The sequence below is a fragment of the Streptomyces sp. NPDC091649 genome (assembly GCF_044756785.1).
Taxonomy (GTDB): domain Bacteria; phylum Actinomycetota; class Actinomycetes; order Streptomycetales; family Streptomycetaceae; genus Streptomyces.
Genome location: NZ_JBIVTR010000017.1, coordinates 22952 through 39327 on the forward strand (window position 1 = coordinate 22952; position 16376 = coordinate 39327).

Annotated in this window: 9 protein-coding genes; 5 read left to right on the top strand and 4 right to left on the bottom strand. The window is 73.0% G+C overall.

The window, feature by feature from the left end:
• The first annotated feature begins 422 nt into the window (after positions 1–422).
• On the top strand, positions 423–5426 hold the full coding sequence (locus ACIQMU_RS24935; RefSeq protein WP_352241231.1) for an NAD-glutamate dehydrogenase: 5004 nt from the start codon (positions 423–425) through the stop codon (positions 5424–5426).
• A 206-nt stretch (positions 5427–5632) separates the two neighbouring features.
• Here ACIQMU_RS24935 and ACIQMU_RS24940 read toward each other — a convergent pair whose 3' ends face one another.
• Entirely contained in the window at positions 5633–6430 is a 798-nt protein-coding gene (locus ACIQMU_RS24940; RefSeq protein ID WP_352241232.1) for an ABC transporter ATP-binding protein, read from the bottom strand.
• Complete coding sequence (locus tag ACIQMU_RS24945; RefSeq protein WP_402689762.1) at positions 6423–7328, bottom strand: ABC transporter permease; 906 nt, start codon at positions 7326–7328, stop codon at positions 6423–6425. The genes ACIQMU_RS24940 and ACIQMU_RS24945 overlap by 8 nt, the downstream gene beginning before the upstream one ends.
• Before the next feature lie 187 nt (positions 7329–7515).
• On the opposite strand from ACIQMU_RS24945, the gene ACIQMU_RS24950 reads away from it, so the two are divergent.
• Positions 7516–8127: a TetR/AcrR family transcriptional regulator gene (locus ACIQMU_RS24950; protein ID WP_402689711.1), complete on the top strand. Its 612-nt coding sequence runs from the start codon at positions 7516–7518 to the stop codon at positions 8125–8127.
• A 72-nt stretch (positions 8128–8199) separates the two neighbouring features.
• Here ACIQMU_RS24950 and ACIQMU_RS24955 read toward each other — a convergent pair whose 3' ends face one another.
• Both ACIQMU_RS24955 and ACIQMU_RS24960 read right to left on the bottom strand, forming a co-directional pair.
• Positions 8200–9417 carry a hypothetical protein gene (locus ACIQMU_RS24955; RefSeq protein ID WP_402689712.1) on the bottom strand — a complete coding sequence of 406 codons (1218 nt, stop codon included), beginning with the start codon at positions 9415–9417 and terminating at the stop codon, positions 8200–8202.
• A 3-nt stretch (positions 9418–9420) separates the two neighbouring features.
• Positions 9421–13110 carry a CDP-glycerol glycerophosphotransferase family protein gene (locus tag ACIQMU_RS24960; protein WP_402689713.1) on the bottom strand — a complete coding sequence of 1230 codons (3690 nt, stop codon included), beginning with the start codon at positions 13108–13110 and terminating at the stop codon, positions 9421–9423.
• Between the two features lie 164 nt (positions 13111–13274).
• Between ACIQMU_RS24960 and ACIQMU_RS24965 the strand changes: the two genes are divergently transcribed.
• The 3 genes from ACIQMU_RS24965 to ACIQMU_RS24975 all read left to right on the top strand — a co-directional run bounded on the left by ACIQMU_RS24965 (position 13275) and on the right by ACIQMU_RS24975 (position 16281).
• On the top strand, positions 13275–14426 hold the full coding sequence (locus ACIQMU_RS24965) for a CDP-glycerol glycerophosphotransferase family protein (protein WP_352241374.1): 1152 nt from the start codon (positions 13275–13277) through the stop codon (positions 14424–14426).
• Between the two features lie 112 nt (positions 14427–14538).
• Positions 14539–15345 carry a methyltransferase domain-containing protein gene (locus ACIQMU_RS24970; RefSeq protein ID WP_402689714.1) on the top strand — a complete coding sequence of 269 codons (807 nt, stop codon included), beginning with the start codon at positions 14539–14541 and terminating at the stop codon, positions 15343–15345.
• Positions 15346–15405: 60 nt separating this feature from the next.
• Entirely contained in the window at positions 15406–16281 is an 876-nt protein-coding gene (locus ACIQMU_RS24975) for a TylF/MycF/NovP-related O-methyltransferase (protein WP_402689715.1), read from the top strand.
• The last annotated feature ends 95 nt before the right edge of the window (positions 16282–16376 follow it).

Genomic DNA, 16376 nt, shown 5'->3' on the forward strand with positions numbered 1-16376 from the left:
TCCGGGCCGGGGCCCCGATGGCGTGTCGAGGGCCTTAATCCGTGCGGTACGGACAGACTGCCCCGGTTTCGGGAGTTCGCCAAGGCGGCACGGCGCACTGTCCAGAGTGTCAAAGTTCGCACCGTTCTTTTGTATACAAGCGGCCCATGACGCGGTGGGGTGCGAGGGGGATAGCCTGGGGTCGTGATCAGCGCGATACGCCTCGGGGGCAGCGAAGCCCCCGGCTGCCGCCCGGAGTGCCACCGCACCCGGGCGATCCGCGATCTACCGACTCCGGACCGGCTGCCGAAAATGGCGCATACGGTCCCGGGTAACTCTCGAAGCGGCATAGCGTCGACTCAGACCGGTAAACCCCGCGTCGTGGCGGTACGCCGCTTTTCTCACCTACGTCACGCAACGGCGCGCGACAGGAGCCAGAGGACATGCAGACCAAGCTGGACGAAGCCAAGGCCGAGCTGCTCGCAGGGGCCGCCAAGGTAGCTGAAGACGGTCCGGGCGGTGGTGTCGGCGGCCCGGGGGGCGCCCCCCGGGCGCGGACCGCCGCCGCCGGGGCCGACGAGAGCGCCCGTACCGGCCAGGACACGGTGCTCGCCTACCTCCAGCGCTACTACCTGCACACGGCTCCGGAGGACCTCAGCGGCCGTGACCCGGTCGACGTCTACGGCGCCGCGGCCTCGCACTACCGGCTGGCCGAGAACCGTCCGCAGGGCACGGCGAACGTCCGGGTGCACACCCCGACCGTCGAGGAGAACGGCTGGACCTGCAGCCACTCCGTCGTCGAGGTGGTCACCGACGACATGCCCTTCCTGGTCGACTCCGTCACCAACGAGCTGTCCCGGCAGGGGCGCGGCATCCATGTCGTGATCCACCCGCAGATCACGGTCCGCCGTGACGTCACCGGCAAGCTCATCGAGGTCCTCTCCGGCGGACCGGGCATCCCGAAGCGCAGCAAGGGCCGCAAGGACGCCGACGGCGGGTCCGAGCTGCCCCACGACGCGCTCGTCGAGTCCTGGATCCACGTCGAGATCGACCGGGAGACCGACCGCGGCGACCTCCAGCAGATCACCACCGACCTGCTGCGCGTCCTGTCCGACGTACGGGAGACCGTCGAGGACTGGGGGAAGATGCGCGAAGCCGCCCTCCGGATCGCCGACGACCTGCCCGGCGAACCGCTGGACGACCTCGCCGACGAGGAGGTCGAGGAGGCCCGCGAGCTGCTGCGCTGGCTGGCCGCCGACCACTTCACCTTCCTCGGCTACCGCGAGTACGAGTTGAAGGACAGCGACGCGCTGGCCGTCGTGCCCGGCACCGGGCTCGGTATCCTGCGCTCCGACCCGCATCACAGCGAGGACGAGGCCCACCCGGTCAGCCCGTCCTTCGACCGGCTGCCCGCCGACGCCCGCGCCAAGGCCCGCGAGCACAAGCTCCTCGTCCTGACGAAGGCCAACAGCCGGGCCACCGTGCACCGCCCCAGCTACCTCGACTACGTCGGCGTGAAGAAGTTCGACGCCAAGGGCAACGTCGTCGGCGAGCGGCGCTTCCTCGGACTGTTCTCCTCCGCCGCCTACACCGAGTCCGTGCGCCGGGTGCCCGTCATCCGCCGCAAGGTCGCCGAGGTCGTCGAGGGCGCGGGCTTCTCGTACAACAGCCACGACGGCCGCGACCTGCTCCAGATCCTGGAGACCTACCCCCGCGACGAGCTGTTCCAGACGCCCGTCGACCAGCTCCGCTCCATCGTGACCTCCGTCCTCTACCTCCAGGAGCGCCGCCGGCTGCGGCTCTACCTGCGCCAGGACGAGTACGGGCGCTACTACTCCGCGATCGTCTACCTCCCGCGCGACCGCTACACCACCGGCGTGCGCCTGCGGCTGATCGACATCCTCAAGGAGGAGCTCGGCGGCAACAGCGTCGACTTCACCGCGTGGAACACCGAATCGATCCTCTCCCGGCTGCACTTCGTCATCCGGGTCCCGGCCGGCACCGAGCTGCCGCACCTGACGGACGCCGACGCCGACCGCATCGAGGCCCGTCTCGTCGAGGCCGCCCGCTCCTGGGCCGACGGCTTCCAGGAGGCGCTCACCGCCGAGCTCGGCGAGGAGCGCGGCGCCGAACTCCAGCGCCAGTACGGCCACTCGTTCCCCGAGGGCTACAAGGCCGACCACTCACCGCGCGCCGCCGTGGCCGACCTGGTCCACCTGGAGACCCTCAAGCAGGGGGAGAAGGACTTCGCCCTCAGCCTGTACGAGCCGGTCGGCGCGGGCCCCGGCGAGCGCCGCTTCAAGATCTACCGGACCGGTGAGCAGGTCTCCCTGTCCGCCGTCCTCCCGGCGCTCCAGCAGCTCGGCGTCGAGGTCGTCGACGAACGGCCCTACGAGCTGCGCTGCGCCGACCGTACGCACGCCTGGATCTACGACTTCGGGCTGCGGATGCCCCTGGCCACCGGCAACGGCGGTTACCTCGCCGACGACGCCCGGGCCCGCTTCCAGGAGGCGTTCGCCGCCGTCTGGAAGGGCGAGGCGGAGAACGACGGCTTCAACGCGCTGGTCCTCGGCGCCGGGCTGAACTGGCGGCAGGCCATGGTGCTGCGCGCGTACGCGAAGTACCTGAGGCAGGCCAAGTCGACCTTCAGCCAGGACTACATGGAGTCCACGCTCCGCAACAACGTCCACACCACCCGGCTGCTGGTCTCGCTCTTCGAGGCCCGTATGTCGCCCAGCCGCCAGAGCGCCGGCACGGAGCTGACCGACGGGCTCCTGGAGGAGCTGGACGGGGCCCTGGACCAGGTCGCCTCGCTGGACGAGGACCGGATCCTGCGGTCCTTCCTCACCGTCATCAAGGCCACGCTGCGCACCAACTTCTTCCAGAACGCGGAGGACGGCACGCCGCACTCCTACGTCTCGATGAAGTTCGACCCCCAGGCCATCCCGGACCTGCCCGCGCCCCGGCCGGCCTACGAGATCTGGGTCTACTCGCCGCGCGTGGAGGGCGTCCACCTGCGCTTCGGCAAGGTCGCCCGCGGCGGGCTGCGCTGGTCGGACCGGCGCGAGGACTTCCGTACGGAGATCCTCGGCCTGGTCAAGGCGCAGATGGTGAAGAACACCGTCATCGTGCCCGTCGGCGCCAAGGGCGGCTTCGTCGCCAAGCAGCTCCCGGACCCGTCCGTGGACCGGGACGCCTGGCTGGCCGAAGGCATCGCCTCGTACCGCACCTTCATCTCCGCGCTGCTCGACATCACCGACAACATGGTGGCGGGCGAGGTCGTGCCGCCCGCCGACGTGGTCCGGCACGACGAGGACGACACCTACCTCGTCGTCGCCGCCGACAAGGGCACCGCGAGCTTCTCCGACATCGCCAACGAGGTCGCCGTCGCCTACGGCTTCTGGCTCGGCGACGCCTTCGCCTCCGGCGGCTCGGCGGGCTACGACCACAAGGGCATGGGCATCACCGCCCGGGGCGCCTGGGAGTCCGTCAAGCGGCACTTCCGGGAGCTGGGCCACGACACCCAGACCCAGGACTTCACCGTCGTCGGCGTCGGTGACATGTCCGGCGACGTGTTCGGCAACGGCATGCTGCTCTCCGAGCACATCCGCCTCGTCGCCGCCTTCGACCACCGGCACATCTTCATCGACCCGGACCCGGACGCCGCCACCTCGTACGCCGAGCGGCGCCGGCTCTTCGACCTGCCCCGCAGCTCCTGGGCCGACTACGACACGGGCCTGCTCTCGGCGGGCGGCGGGATCCACCCGCGCAGCGCCAAGTCGATCCCGCTCAACCCGCATGTCCGCGAGGCGCTCGGCATCGACCCCTCGGTGAGCAAGATGACGCCCGCCGACCTGATGCAGACCATCCTCAAGGCCCCCGTCGACCTGGTGTGGAACGGCGGCATCGGCACCTACATCAAGGCCGTGTCCGAGTCCAACGCCGACGTCGGCGACAAGGCCAACGACGCGATCCGCGTCAACGGCGAGGACCTGCGGGCCAAGGTCGTCGGCGAGGGCGGCAACCTCGGCGCCACCCAGCTCGGCCGGATCGAGTTCGCCCGCAACGGCGGCCGGATCAACACCGACGCGATCGACAACAGCGCCGGTGTGGACACCTCCGACCACGAGGTGAACATCAAGATCCTGCTCAACGGTCTGGTCCGGGACGGCGACATGACCGTCAAGCAGCGCAACAAGCTGCTCGCCGACATGACCGAGGAGGTCGGCGCGCTCGTCCTGCGCAACAACTACGCGCAGAACATCGCGCTCTCCAACGCCTCGGCCCAGGCCCCGTCCCTGCTCCACGCCCAGCAGCGCTTCATGCGCCGGCTGGAGCGCGACGGCGCTCTCGACCGGGCACTGGAGTTCCTGCCGGCCGACCGGCACGTCCGGGAGCTGCTGAGCAACGAGAAGGGGCTCAGCCAGCCCGAGCTGGCCGTGCTGATCGCCTACACGAAGATCACGACGGCGGACGAGCTGATCTCCACCGTCCTGCCGGACGACCCGCATCTGCAGAAGCTGGTGCACGCCTACTTCCCGAGCCAGCTGCGCGAGCGGTACCCGGAGGCGGTCGACGGGCACGCGCTGCGGCGCGAGATCATCACGACGGTCCTGGTCAACGACACGGTGAACACCGCCGGTTCGACCTTCCTGCACCGGCTGCGCGAGGAGACCGGGGCGTCGATCGAGGAGATCGTGCGGGCCCAGTTCGCGGCCCGCGAGATCTTCGGCCTGTCCCGGGTGTGGGACGCGGTCGAGGCGCTCGACAACAAGGTCGCCGCCGACGTCCAGACCCGGATCCGGCTGCACTCGCGACGGCTGGTCGAGCGCGGTTCGCGCTGGCTGCTGGGCAACCGCCCGCAGCCCGTGGCCATCGCGGAGACGATCGAAGGGTTCCGGGACGGCGTCGCGCGGGTCTGGGACGAGCTGCCCAAGCTGCTCAGGGGTGCGGACCTGGACTGGTACCGCTCGATCCTGGACGAGCTGACCTCGGCGGGCGTGCCGGACGAGCTGGCGGTCCGGGTGGCCGGGTTCTCCTCGGCCTTCCCGGCGCTGGACATCGTGGCCATCGCCGACCGTACGGGCAAGGAGCCGCTGGAGGTCGCCGAGGTCTACTACGACCTCGCGGACCGGCTGCGGATCACTCAGCTGATGGACCGGATCATCGAGCTGCCGCGGGCCGACCGCTGGCAGTCCATGGCCCGCGCCTCCATCCGCGAGGACCTGTACGCGGCGCACGCCGCGCTCACGTCCGACGTGCTGAGCGTGGGCAACGGGTCCTCCACCCCGGAGGAGCGGTTCCGGGCGTGGGAGGAGAAGAACGCGGCGATCCTGGCCCGGTCGCGGGCGACGCTGGAGGAGATCCAGAGTTCGGACGCGTTCGACCTGGCGAACCTGTCGGTGGCGATGCGGACGATGCGGACGCTGCTGCGTACGCACGTGTAGGGGTTCCGGTACGTCTGTGGGGGCCGGCGCCGTTGGTGGCGTCGGCCCCCTGGGCGTTGACGCGGGCCTCCCGGGTACGGACCTTGGCCTCAAGCGCCGGACGGGCTGGAGTCGCACGGGTGGGCCGGGAAGTGGCGGGCCCTCCGGCGGAGGATTCGTCCTCAAGCGCCGGACGGGCTGGATTGGCCGGACGGGTGGACCGGGGGTTACTTGCGCTTGGTGAACGCCTCGTACGCCGCCACCACGTCCTCCGCCGGGCCGTCCATCCTCAGCGTGCCCGCCTCCAGCCACAGCGCCCGGTCACAGGTCTCGGTGATCGATCTGTTGCTGTGGCTGACCAGGAAGACCGTGCCCGCCTCGGCGCGCAGTTCCTTGATGCGGTCCTTGCTGCGGCGCTGGAACTTCGCGTCGCCCGTGGACAGCGCCTCGTCGATCAGGAGCACGTCGTGGCTCTTGGCCGCCGCGATGGAGAAGCGGAGCCGGGCGCCCATGCCCGAGGAGTAGGTGCGCATGGGCAGCGTGATGAAGTCGCCCTTCTCGTTGATGCCGGAGAAGTCGACGATCCCGTCGTAGCGTTCGCGGATCTGTTCGCGCGTCATGCCCATCGCGAGTCCGCCCAGCACGACGTTGCGTTCGCCGGTCAGGTCGCCCATCAGCGCCGCGTTCACGCCGAGCAGCGAGGGCTGGCCCTGGGTGTGGACCTTGCCCCGGGTCGGCGGGAGCAGCCCCGCCACCGCCTTGAGCAGCGTCGACTTGCCGGAGCCGTTGGAGCCGATCAGTCCGATGGCCTCGCCCTTGTACGCGGCGAAGCTGACTCCCTTCACCGCGTGCACCTGGCGTGCGCCGGGGGCGCGGCGGCGCGTGGTGAGCCGGCTGAGCGCCGAGGTGGCGCTGCCCCTGCCCGTACGGGCGCCGTTGACCGTGTACGTGATGTGGACGTCGTCGACGACGACGGTCGGGACCCGCTGGTCCTCGGGGGAGGGGGGACCCTGGGGATCAGCCACGTCCGTACGTCTCCTCGGCCTTCCAGAAGTACACGAATCCCGCCACGCCGCACAGCAGCGCCCAGCCGGCCGCCGCCGCCCACGCGAAGGGCGGCAGCTGCGCCGCGGTGTAGCTGTCGATGAGCGCGTACCGCATGAGGTTGATGTAGAGCGCCGCCGGGTTGTACTCCAGCGCCACCATGACCGCGTGCGGCACCCGGTCCCCCTTGAGCAGGTGGTCCAGGCTCCACATCACGCCGGAGGCGTACATCCAGGTCCGCAGCACGAACGGCGTCAGCTGCGCGATGTCCGGGGTCTTCGCCGTCAGCCGGGCCACGGCCATCGACACCCCGGTGTTGAACGCCGCCTGGAGGGCGAGCGCCGGGGCGGCCAGCAGCCAGTACGGGCTCGGGTACTGGCCGAACACCAGCAGGATCAGGGCCAGCGCTCCCAGCGAGAACAGCAGCTGCTGCAACTGCTGGAGCGCCAGCGCCACCGGCAGCGAGGCGCGGGGGAAGTGCAGGGCCCGCACCAGGCCGATGTTGCCGCTGATCGCCCGGGTGCCCGCGGTGATCGAACTGCTGGTGAAGGTCCAGATGAAGACCCCGGTGACCAGGAAGGGGACGAAGTCCTCCACCCCGTGCTTGGTGTTCAGCAGGACGCCGAAGATGAAGTAGTAGACCGTCGCGTTCAGCAGCGGCGTCATGATCTGCCAGATCTGGCCGAGCTTCGCCTGGCTGTACTGGGCCGTCAGTTTGGCCGTAGCGAACGCGGCGATGAAGTGCCGTCGCCCCCAGAGCTGCCGGACGTAAGCGGGCATCGAGGGCCGGGCGCCGCTGACCGTCAGGCCGTGCCGGGCGGCCAGGGCGGCCAGCTCACCGGGTGCGTAGGCGGGAACGGCCTGGGCGGGGGCGCTCACCGGGGACGGCGGAGCTGCTGTCTGGCTCACCACGAACGATCGCTTTCGACGGAAGCGGGAGAGGAGAGCGATACGGTCCCGTAGGGACGCCCTCGTTGGGACGGGACCGTATCGTCGTAACGCTGAGGGTAGGACGTCATGACGTCGCAACGCAACCGTTTCGTCGCGGCCGACTATCATGCGGGCCATGACCACCGAACGGGGAACCCGCCGCCGCGCCCCGGCGGGCGCCGCCGTCCTGCGTGAGGACGTGACGGACGCCATCCGCGCCGCCGTCTTCGACGAACTCGCCGCGGTGGGGTTCGCCCGGATGTCCATCGAGGGCATCGCCCGGCGCGCGGGCGTCGGCAAGACCGCCGTCTACCGGCGCTGGAAATCCAAGCTGGCGCTCGTCCTCGACCTGGTCGCGGCCGTCGCCGCCCAGGGGATGCCCGCCCCGGCCACCGGTTCGCTGTACGGGGACGTGCGCGCCGTCCTCGAACTGGCCGCCTACGCCCTGCGCCACCCGGTCGCCTCGCAGGTCATCCCGGACCTGCTGGTCGAGGCGGCCCGCAATCCGGAGATCTCCGAGGCGATCAAGGCCGCACTCCTGGACCAGCAGCAGGGCGTCGCCGCCGTAGTGGTGCGGGAGGCGGTGGCCCGGGGCGAGCTGCCCGACGGCAGCGATCCGGACCGGGCGCTGGATCTCATCGTCGGGCCGCTGTACTGGCGGCTCGCCGTGGTCCGCGGCGAACTGCCGAAGGGCTATCTGGACGATCTGGCCGCCTCGGCCGTCACCGCCCTCCGCCACTCCGGCTGACGCGCCGCCCTCCGCCCTCCGCCCTCCGCCCTTCCGGCTGACGCCTACGCGGTACGCGGTACGCGGTACGCGTCAGCCGCTCGCCACCCGTGCCAGCACCTCGCCCGTACGCGGGCCGAAAGCCAGCATCGTCGCGTTCTCGGGCAGCCGCTGGAAGCGGGTCAGCAGCAGCCAGCGCACCCCGTACCGGGCGGTGATCCCGTCCCGGCGGGCCTGCGGGGTCGACGCGTCGAGGTAGGCGGCCACCGCCCGGCTCCGCTCCCGCCGCTCCGTGTGGGCGAGCCCCGCGTCCGGCAGCGCGTCGGCCAGCACGTACGCCCCGTGCCCGGCCAGCGCGTACATCGCCGGGCGGCTGTCCGTCAGGACCACCTCGCCCGGGGGCACGTGCGCGGTCGCCCAGGCGTACGGCTCCCCGGCCGCCCGCACCCCCTCGGCCGCCGGCGGTCCCGTGGTCCGGCCCTCGGCGGGGGTGCGGGGGGCGGTGAGGCCGTTGTAGTACGGCCACAGCGCCGCCACGGCCACCGCGCACACCACGGCGAACGCCCACCGCCACACGATCGGCCGGATCCGGGTCCGCGTCCGGACCGCGATCAGCGCGAGGCACCCGATCGCCGCACCGAGCGCTGTCGGCGGGTGGACCAGCAGGACGACCCCGAGCAGCACGCCGATCCCGGCCGCCTCCGGCCACCTCGGCGTCCGGCCGGGCCTCGGACCGCCCGGCCGGGCGGTCCGGGCGGCGGCCCGGCCGGTCCACGCCCACAGGTGCAGGGTCACCGCGACCGCGAAGGTGCTCGGTGCGCTCCAGCGGGCCGGGTCCGCCCAGTGGATCAGGGCCGGCGGCGCCAGCAGGAGGACCGGCACCCAGCGGTTCGGGGCCAGCAGCCGGGTGAGCCGGCCGATCCCGGTGAGCAGGAGCAGCAGGTTCGCCGACGCGGCCACCGCGACGACGGACGGGCCCGAGAGCCCGGTGGCGCGGGCCGCCAGCCCTTGGAGGAGCGCGTACGGGGAGTAGTGCGCGCTCGCCACCGCGGGCAGGTCGGTCATCGGGAACGCCGGGTGCAGCAGGTTCGCCCGCAGCCGTTCGACGACCGCCGCCTGCAGCCCGGCCTCGCAGCACAGCGGAGCCTGCCAGGCCGCAGCGGACAGCACCGCCCACAGCAGGCCGCCCAGCACGAGGTAGGGCGACGGCAGCCACAGGGGCGGCCGGGGCGTCGCGGCGGACCCGTCGCCTCCGGTCGCGGCGGCGGGGGGGTCGGAGGTCGGGGCGGAGGCAGCGGAGAAGAGGGGCACGCCTCATGGGTTCCGTGCGGCGGGCCCGCTCTCCCCGCCGCCACCCTTCCGGGGGATTTCGCCGACGGCTCCCCGGGCCGGCCCCCGAGAGCGCCGGCCGGGCCGTTCCCCGGTCTCCCGCACCGTGTCCGCCAGGAGCCGGTCGGCGACCCGGGCCGCCGCGCCGCCGTCGTCCAGATCGCAGTAGTCGCGGCGGAAGCTCTCGTAGGCGTCGGCGTGCCGGGCCGCCAGCGGCCCGGTGTCGCGCAGCGCCTGCGCCACCTCGTCCGTCGTGACCAGCAGCGGCCCCGGCGCCCGGGTCTCGAAGTCCAGGCAGAAGCCGCGCACGGTGTCGCGGTAGTGCTCCAGGTCGTACGTGTGGAAGAGTATCGGCCGGCCCGTCAGCGCGAAGTCGAACATCAGCCCGGCGTAGTCGGTCACCAGCACGTCGGACACCAGCAGCAGTCCGGCGGCCCCCGGGTGACCGGACACGTCGAGCACACCGGGCCCGTCCCGGACGTCGCCGGTGACCCGGGGGTGCCGCCGGACCAGCACCGTGTGGCCGGGGCCGAGCGCCCGGGCCAGGGCGTGCGGGTCGAGCGCCGGGTCCCAGCGGTACGGGCCGGGGGCCGTGCGGTCGGGGGACGCCGCCGGGGGGTGGGCCAGGTGGTCGCGGTAGGTCGGCGCGTACAGCACGACACGGTGGTCCTCGGGGATGCCGAGCCCGCGTCGCACCTCCTCGGCGGCCTTGTCCCGCTCGGGCGGGAACAGCACGTCGTTGGCGGGCGATCCGGCCTCCAGCACCTCGCCCGCGTAGCCGAGCGACCGGCGCAGCCACGGGGTGGCGAAGCGGCTCGGGGAGACCAGCACCGACCACTGGGCCGACCGCCGCGGCAGGGTGGCGAGGTACTGGTGGTCGGCGTAGAGGGTGTCCGCCAGACAGCCGCCGAACCGGCCGAGCGGGGTCCCGTGCCAGGTCTGGACGACCGTCTGCCCCGGCCGCCGCTCGAACCACTCGGGCAGCTGCTCGTCCGTGACGATCCGGCGGGAGCGGGCCAGCGCCTCGTACCAGGCGGCGCTGTGCACCGGGACGGCCCGCGCGCCGGGCGGGACGTGGGTCGTGCGGCCGGGGGCGGTACCGGTGACCCACAGGTGGTCGGTCTCGGCGCCCCGGCGCACGAGTTCGGCGTGGACGGCGCGCGGCGAGTCGCCGCCCGCGTAGAGGACGCTCTCGCGGAGCGGCAGGGTCGTGCGCCGGTCGCGGTAGTGCGAGGCGCGCAGGAGCCGCCTGCCGTACGCACTCCGCCCGGCGGCCGGGAGGTCCGGCCCCACGACCACGGACAGCCGGTCGCCGTGCCGCCGCTCCAGGCGCAGTGTGTCGTCGCCGCGGGGCAGCTGTGCGGCGACGGAGCCGAGCACGTGGACGGGGCGGCCGTCCAGGTGGACCTCCCAGCGGCCTTCCGGGAGCGGCCGGGCGATCAGCGCGGAGAACCGGCCCGGTGCGTCGCCGGCGGCCCCGTCCGTGCTCCCCTCCGGGGCGCCCTCGATGACGGCCTCCGCGACCGGGACCGTCTCGTGCAGCGTCTCGTGGCGCAGACGGAGGACGGGGCGGCCTCCCTGGGAGCCCCCGGGCCCGCTGTCCGCCGGGCCCGGCGCGGTGTTCTCCGGTCCGTCGCCCGCCGAGCCCACCGCCGAGGATGCCGGGGCGTACGCCCCCCCGATGCGCAGCGCCCCCTCGGGGGTGTGCTCCACCCGGTCCACGTACGGGGCGGCCGCCAGGTCCAGCACCAGGTCGCCCGCCGGGTCCGCGCACGCGGGCGGCGGCAGGTCCGGAGCGGCGGGCAGCGGGACGCGGGTGCCGTCCGCGAGCAGCAGCCGGACCCGCCACCGGGCCCCGCTCACCGCCTCGACCTCGCGGGGTACGCGGCGCGCGGAGGGCGGCACGGCGGCCAGCTCGGTGAGCGGCACGCGCGCCGTGAACGCGACTCCGCCCGGCGGGACCCCCCCGCCCGCTCCGTCCGCGCCATCGGGCCCGGTGGTCTGCGGGTACTCCACCGGGCAGGAGCGTTCCGTGCTCCCGTCGCGCGTCAGAAGCAGCGCCGTGGGCCTGGTCCCGTCGAAGACGCGGCCCGAGAGCTCCAGCGCGGACCCCGCCGCCCCGACGGGCCGGTGCCCCTCGGCCCGGGCCCGCAGCCGCGACACGGTCAGCCGGAGCCGGCCGCCCCGGTGGTCGAGCACCGCCCGCCGCCCGTCGCCCAGGTCGTGGGCCAGCGGCTGCTCCGCGCCCGCGTCCGGGGCGCGCACCGCCACCCGGCGCACCGCCCCCGGGCCGGTGAGGACCAGGCCGACCAGCCAGCCGCCCCCCGCCGTCGACGGCAGCCGGTCCGGGTCGAGGACCATCTCGAAGCCCGTGTGGTCATAACCGTGCAGCTCCTGAGCGGAGTTCACCGTCGCCTCGGGCGCGTACGCGGACCGCACGGGCACCGGCCGCACCTGCCGGCCCCGTTCCGCCCGCACCATTCCGACCGCGAGCCGCCCGCGGGCGCAGGCGGCGGGGAGGTTGCGCAGATACGCGTATCCGCGCAGCCGCAGCTTCCCGTCCGTGCCCCACCGTGCCTCCAGCAGCCGCGCCACCGCGGGGATGTCCGTGCGCGCGAGCCGGGCGCTCGCGCCGCGCACGCCGGGGTACACCGCCCGCCGCCGGCCCAGCACGCCTTCGACGGCGAACGTGCCCGCCCCGTTGGCCCGCTCGAAGGCGAGGACCTCCAGCAGCTCGTCGGGGCGGCGCTCGCGCACCAGGGACCACTTGACGCGCAGCTCCACCGGAAGCCCTTCCAGCGCCTCGGGACCCGCCCGGTCGACGAAGGCCCCGGCCCCCTCCAGGAACGCCGCCCGGTATGCCTCGCCGCCCATCGGCAGGGCGTCCAGGAAATAGCGGAAGTCGTCGCGCAGGCAGGACGCGTCGTATGCCAGCCGCTGGTCCGCGTCCCGGCCGGCCAGGAACGCGCTGACCTGCTCGCAGGCGGCGATCCGGTCCCGTACGCCCGTGACGTCCGTGCGCCGCCGGGTGATCGAGCCCTCCCGCACCCGCCAGTAGTAGACGTGCTCGTGCAGGACGTCGACGGACGCGGCGAGATGGTGCGCGGGAATCATCACCGGGGTGTCCTCGTACAGCCTGCCCTCGGGGAAGGCGAAGGCGTGCGCGTCCCAGAAGGAGCGGCGGAACACCTTGTTCCACGCGACCCGGTCGGCCAGCAGGCGCGGGTCCCGGGTGATGTGGGTACGCGGCCGGGAACCCGTCAGCCAGCGGTACTGCCAGGCTTGCTGCCGTCCCCGCGCGGTCAGCCGCCACACGTTGCCGGTCACCAGGTCGGAGCCGGTCGACTCCAGCGAGGCCGTCATCCGCTCGTACGCGTCGTGCGCGACGATGTCGTCGCTGTCGGCGAAGGCCAGGTAGGGCACGGTGGGCGTGGTGTGCCGGACACCGGCGTTGCGGGCGGCGCTCAGGCCGGCGTTCTTCTGCCGCACCAGCCGGAAACGGCGGTCCCGGGCCGCGAACGCCGCCGCGATCCGCGCGCTGCCGTCCGTCGAACCGTCGTCGACGAGCACCACCTCGATCGCTTCGAGGGTCTGCTCCGCCACCGACCGCAGGCAGTCCTCCAGATACGCCTCGACGTTGTGGACGGGGACGACGACGCTGAGGAGTGGCTTCATGTCCTGGTCAACAGGAGGCGGCCCCCGGGGTCACCGACGCTGACCCGAACGGGTGAACGCGGGCCGCCGGCCGGTCATCGGCGCCATTACCCTCGGCTCCCATGCCCCACCGCGCGCCCGTCCTGTCCGCCGCCTCCGCGAAGCGGTTCGTCCGCAGGCAGGCCATGCGGGCCGCCTACCGCACCGACCTGCACCGCCAGCTCGACCCGCACCTCGCCGTCTACGGGGCGTACTGGAACCGGGGCGTCGCCTGCAACCCGGCCGCCGTGCACGCCAAGGCCCGCGAACTGGCCCCGCACATCCGGGGCGTGTGGGTGGTCTCCTCCCGGCACCGCGACCGGATGGAGCCCGGCGTGCCGTACGTGATCGAGGGCTCGCGCCCCTACTGGCGGGCCATGGCCACCGCCACCTACCTGGTCAACAACTCCAGCTTTCCCGGCGGTTTCACCAAACGGCCCGGCCAGCGCTACCTCCAGACCCACCACGGGACCCCGCTCAAGACCATGGGGCTGGACCAGCGCGCCTACCCCGCCGTCGCCCGGAAGGCCGACTTCGGCAAGATCCTCGCCCATGCCGCCCAGTGGGACTTCAGCCTCTCCGCCAACCCGCACAGCACCCGCGTCTGGGACCGCGTCTACCCCGCCGCGTACGAGCGGCTCGACCTCGGCTACCCGCGCAACGACGCCTACTTCACCGCCACCGCCGAGGACATCGCGAAGATCCGCGCCGGGCTGGGCATCGCCGAGGGGCAGACCGCCCTGCTCTACGCCCCGACCCACCGCGACTACCGCACCGGATTCGTCCCCGACCTCGACCTCGACCGGTTCGCGCGCGAACTCGGGCCTGAATACGTGTTGTTGGTGCGCGCCCACTACTTCTACGGCCATTCCGCGGGGGCCGGCGCCACGGGGGCGGGTGCGGCGGCGGGGTCGGCGGCGGGACGGGTGGTCGACGTCACCGGGCACCCCCGGGTCGAGGAACTGTGCCTGGCCGCCGACGCGTTGATCGCCGACTACTCCTCCCTGATCTTCGACTACGCCTGCCTGGACCGCCCGATCGTCGTGCACGCCCCCGACTGGGCCGCCTACCGGGCCGCGCGCGGAACCTACTTCGACCTGCTCTCCGGGCGGCCGGGCGACACCCCGGGCGCCGTCTCCACCACCCCCGGCCGACTGGCCGACGTGTTCCGGACGGGGGAGTGGCGGTCGCCGGAGGCGGCCGTGCTGCGCACCGCGTTCCGGGAGCGGTTCTGCCCGTACGACGACGGGAACGCGGCGGAACGCGTCGTGCGGCGGTTCTTCGACGGCGTGGCATGAGCCCGCCGGCGCCACCCGAATGGGTCACACCGGCGGCGCCGTGCCGACTCCTCGGCCCCACCCGGTCGTTGTGCCCGTCAACTCGCTCACTCCGCCATGTTGGGAGACGTCCATGCACCGGTCCGCCTACGAGCAGATGGAACTCTGCGTCAAGGAGTATCTGTCCGCCGAAGGACCGGCCGGGAAGCCGTCCGGCGGCTCCGCCTCCGGCCGCTACCGTGTCGTCGACCTCGGGTCGCGCATCTCCGGGAAGCAGACGCGTACGCACCGGGCGCTGCTCGCCGGGCATCGAGTCGACTACTTCGGGGTCGATGTGCGGGACGGCCCCAACGTCGACGCGGTGATGACGAAGCCGTACCGCATCCCCGTCCGCTCCAACAGCGCCGATGTCGTCCTGTCGGGGCAGGCGTTCGAGCACATCCCGTTCTTCTGGGCGTCGATGCTGGAGATCGCCCGCGTCCTGAAGCCCGGCGGGCACGCGTTCATCACCGCCCCCTCGCGCGGGCACGTCCACGACGCCCAGGACTGCTGGCGCTACTACCCCGACGGATTCCGCGCGCTCGCCGCTCACTCTCGGCTCGAACTGCGCGAGGCGTACACGGACTTCCCGCCGCGCAAGGGCATCTGGCACGACTACCGGGCCATCGACGGGACCGCCTACTGGGGCGACTCCGTCGGCGTCTTCCGCAAGCCGCAGCGCTATCCCCGCCTGACCATGTTCGCCGTACGGGAGCTGGCGGTGTGGTGGGCGAACCGCGTCGGCGGCGTGGACGGCGTCCCGCTGCCCCGCCGGGTGGACGGGCGCGAGCGGTGCGGCAGGCCCGCCCCCGCGCCGGAGGCCGGGCCGTGCTCCGCCCCCGGGTCCGTCCCCCGGCCCGCACCGGGGCCGGCCACCGCCCCGGCCGATTCGGCGGGCTGAGCCGTGAGGGGTCGCGCGGGAGCGGGCGGCCGGATCAACGGCAGGTTGACGAAAGATGACATGCGGCACAAACCGCGCGTACTGTCCCGGGGCATGGCTTGGCGCAACGCCGTCAACGGCGTCCTTCAGCAGCTCACCGGATACCAGCTCAGGCGCGTCACGGTGCCCGCCGCCCGCACCGCCCCGGCCGGTCCCGCACCGGCCCCCGCCCCCGGGACGGCCACGGCGGCGAAGAAGCCCACGGCGAAGAAGCCCGGCCTCGTGTTCCCGGAGGACTACGACGACGAGGCGAAGGACATCATCCGCGCGGTCAAGCCGTACACGATGACCTCGCCGGAGCGGCTCAACGCCTTCATCCTCGCCACCCGTCACATCGCCCGGCACGACATCCCCGGCGACATCGTCGAGTGCGGCGTCTGGCGCGGCGGTTCCATGCAGGCGTGCGCCCGCACCCTGCTGGCCGCCGGGGAGAGCGAGCGCGATCTGTACCTCTTCGACACGTACGAGGGCATGACCCCGCCCACCGCCGAGGACCTGCGGCGCGACGGCCGGCCCGCCCAGGAGCTGCTGGACGCCCAGGGCAAGGACCGGCCGATCTGGGCGGTCGCCTCGCTGGAGGACGTCAAGGCGGGCTTCGAGGACGTCCCCTACCCGAAGGAGCGCGTCCACTACGTGCGCGGCCGGGTCGAGGACACGGTCCCCGCCCAAGCGCCCGAGCAGATCTCGATCCTGCGACTGGACACCGACTGGTACGCCTCCACGAAGCACGAACTGGAGCACCTGTACTCCCGGTTGGTCAGCGGCGGGGTCCTCCTGATCGACGACTACGGCTACTGGCAGGGATCGCGGCAGGCGGTCGACGAGTTCCTCGACAAGACCGGTGAGCGGTTGCTGCTGCTGCGGATGGACGAGGGCCGGATCGCCGTCAAACCCTGACCCCCGTCCCGAGGCCGAGCCCCGTGCCCTTTCCGGTACGGGGCTCGAACGCGCTCCCGGCACGCCCCCGGACGCCTGACCCCGCCCCTCCGCGT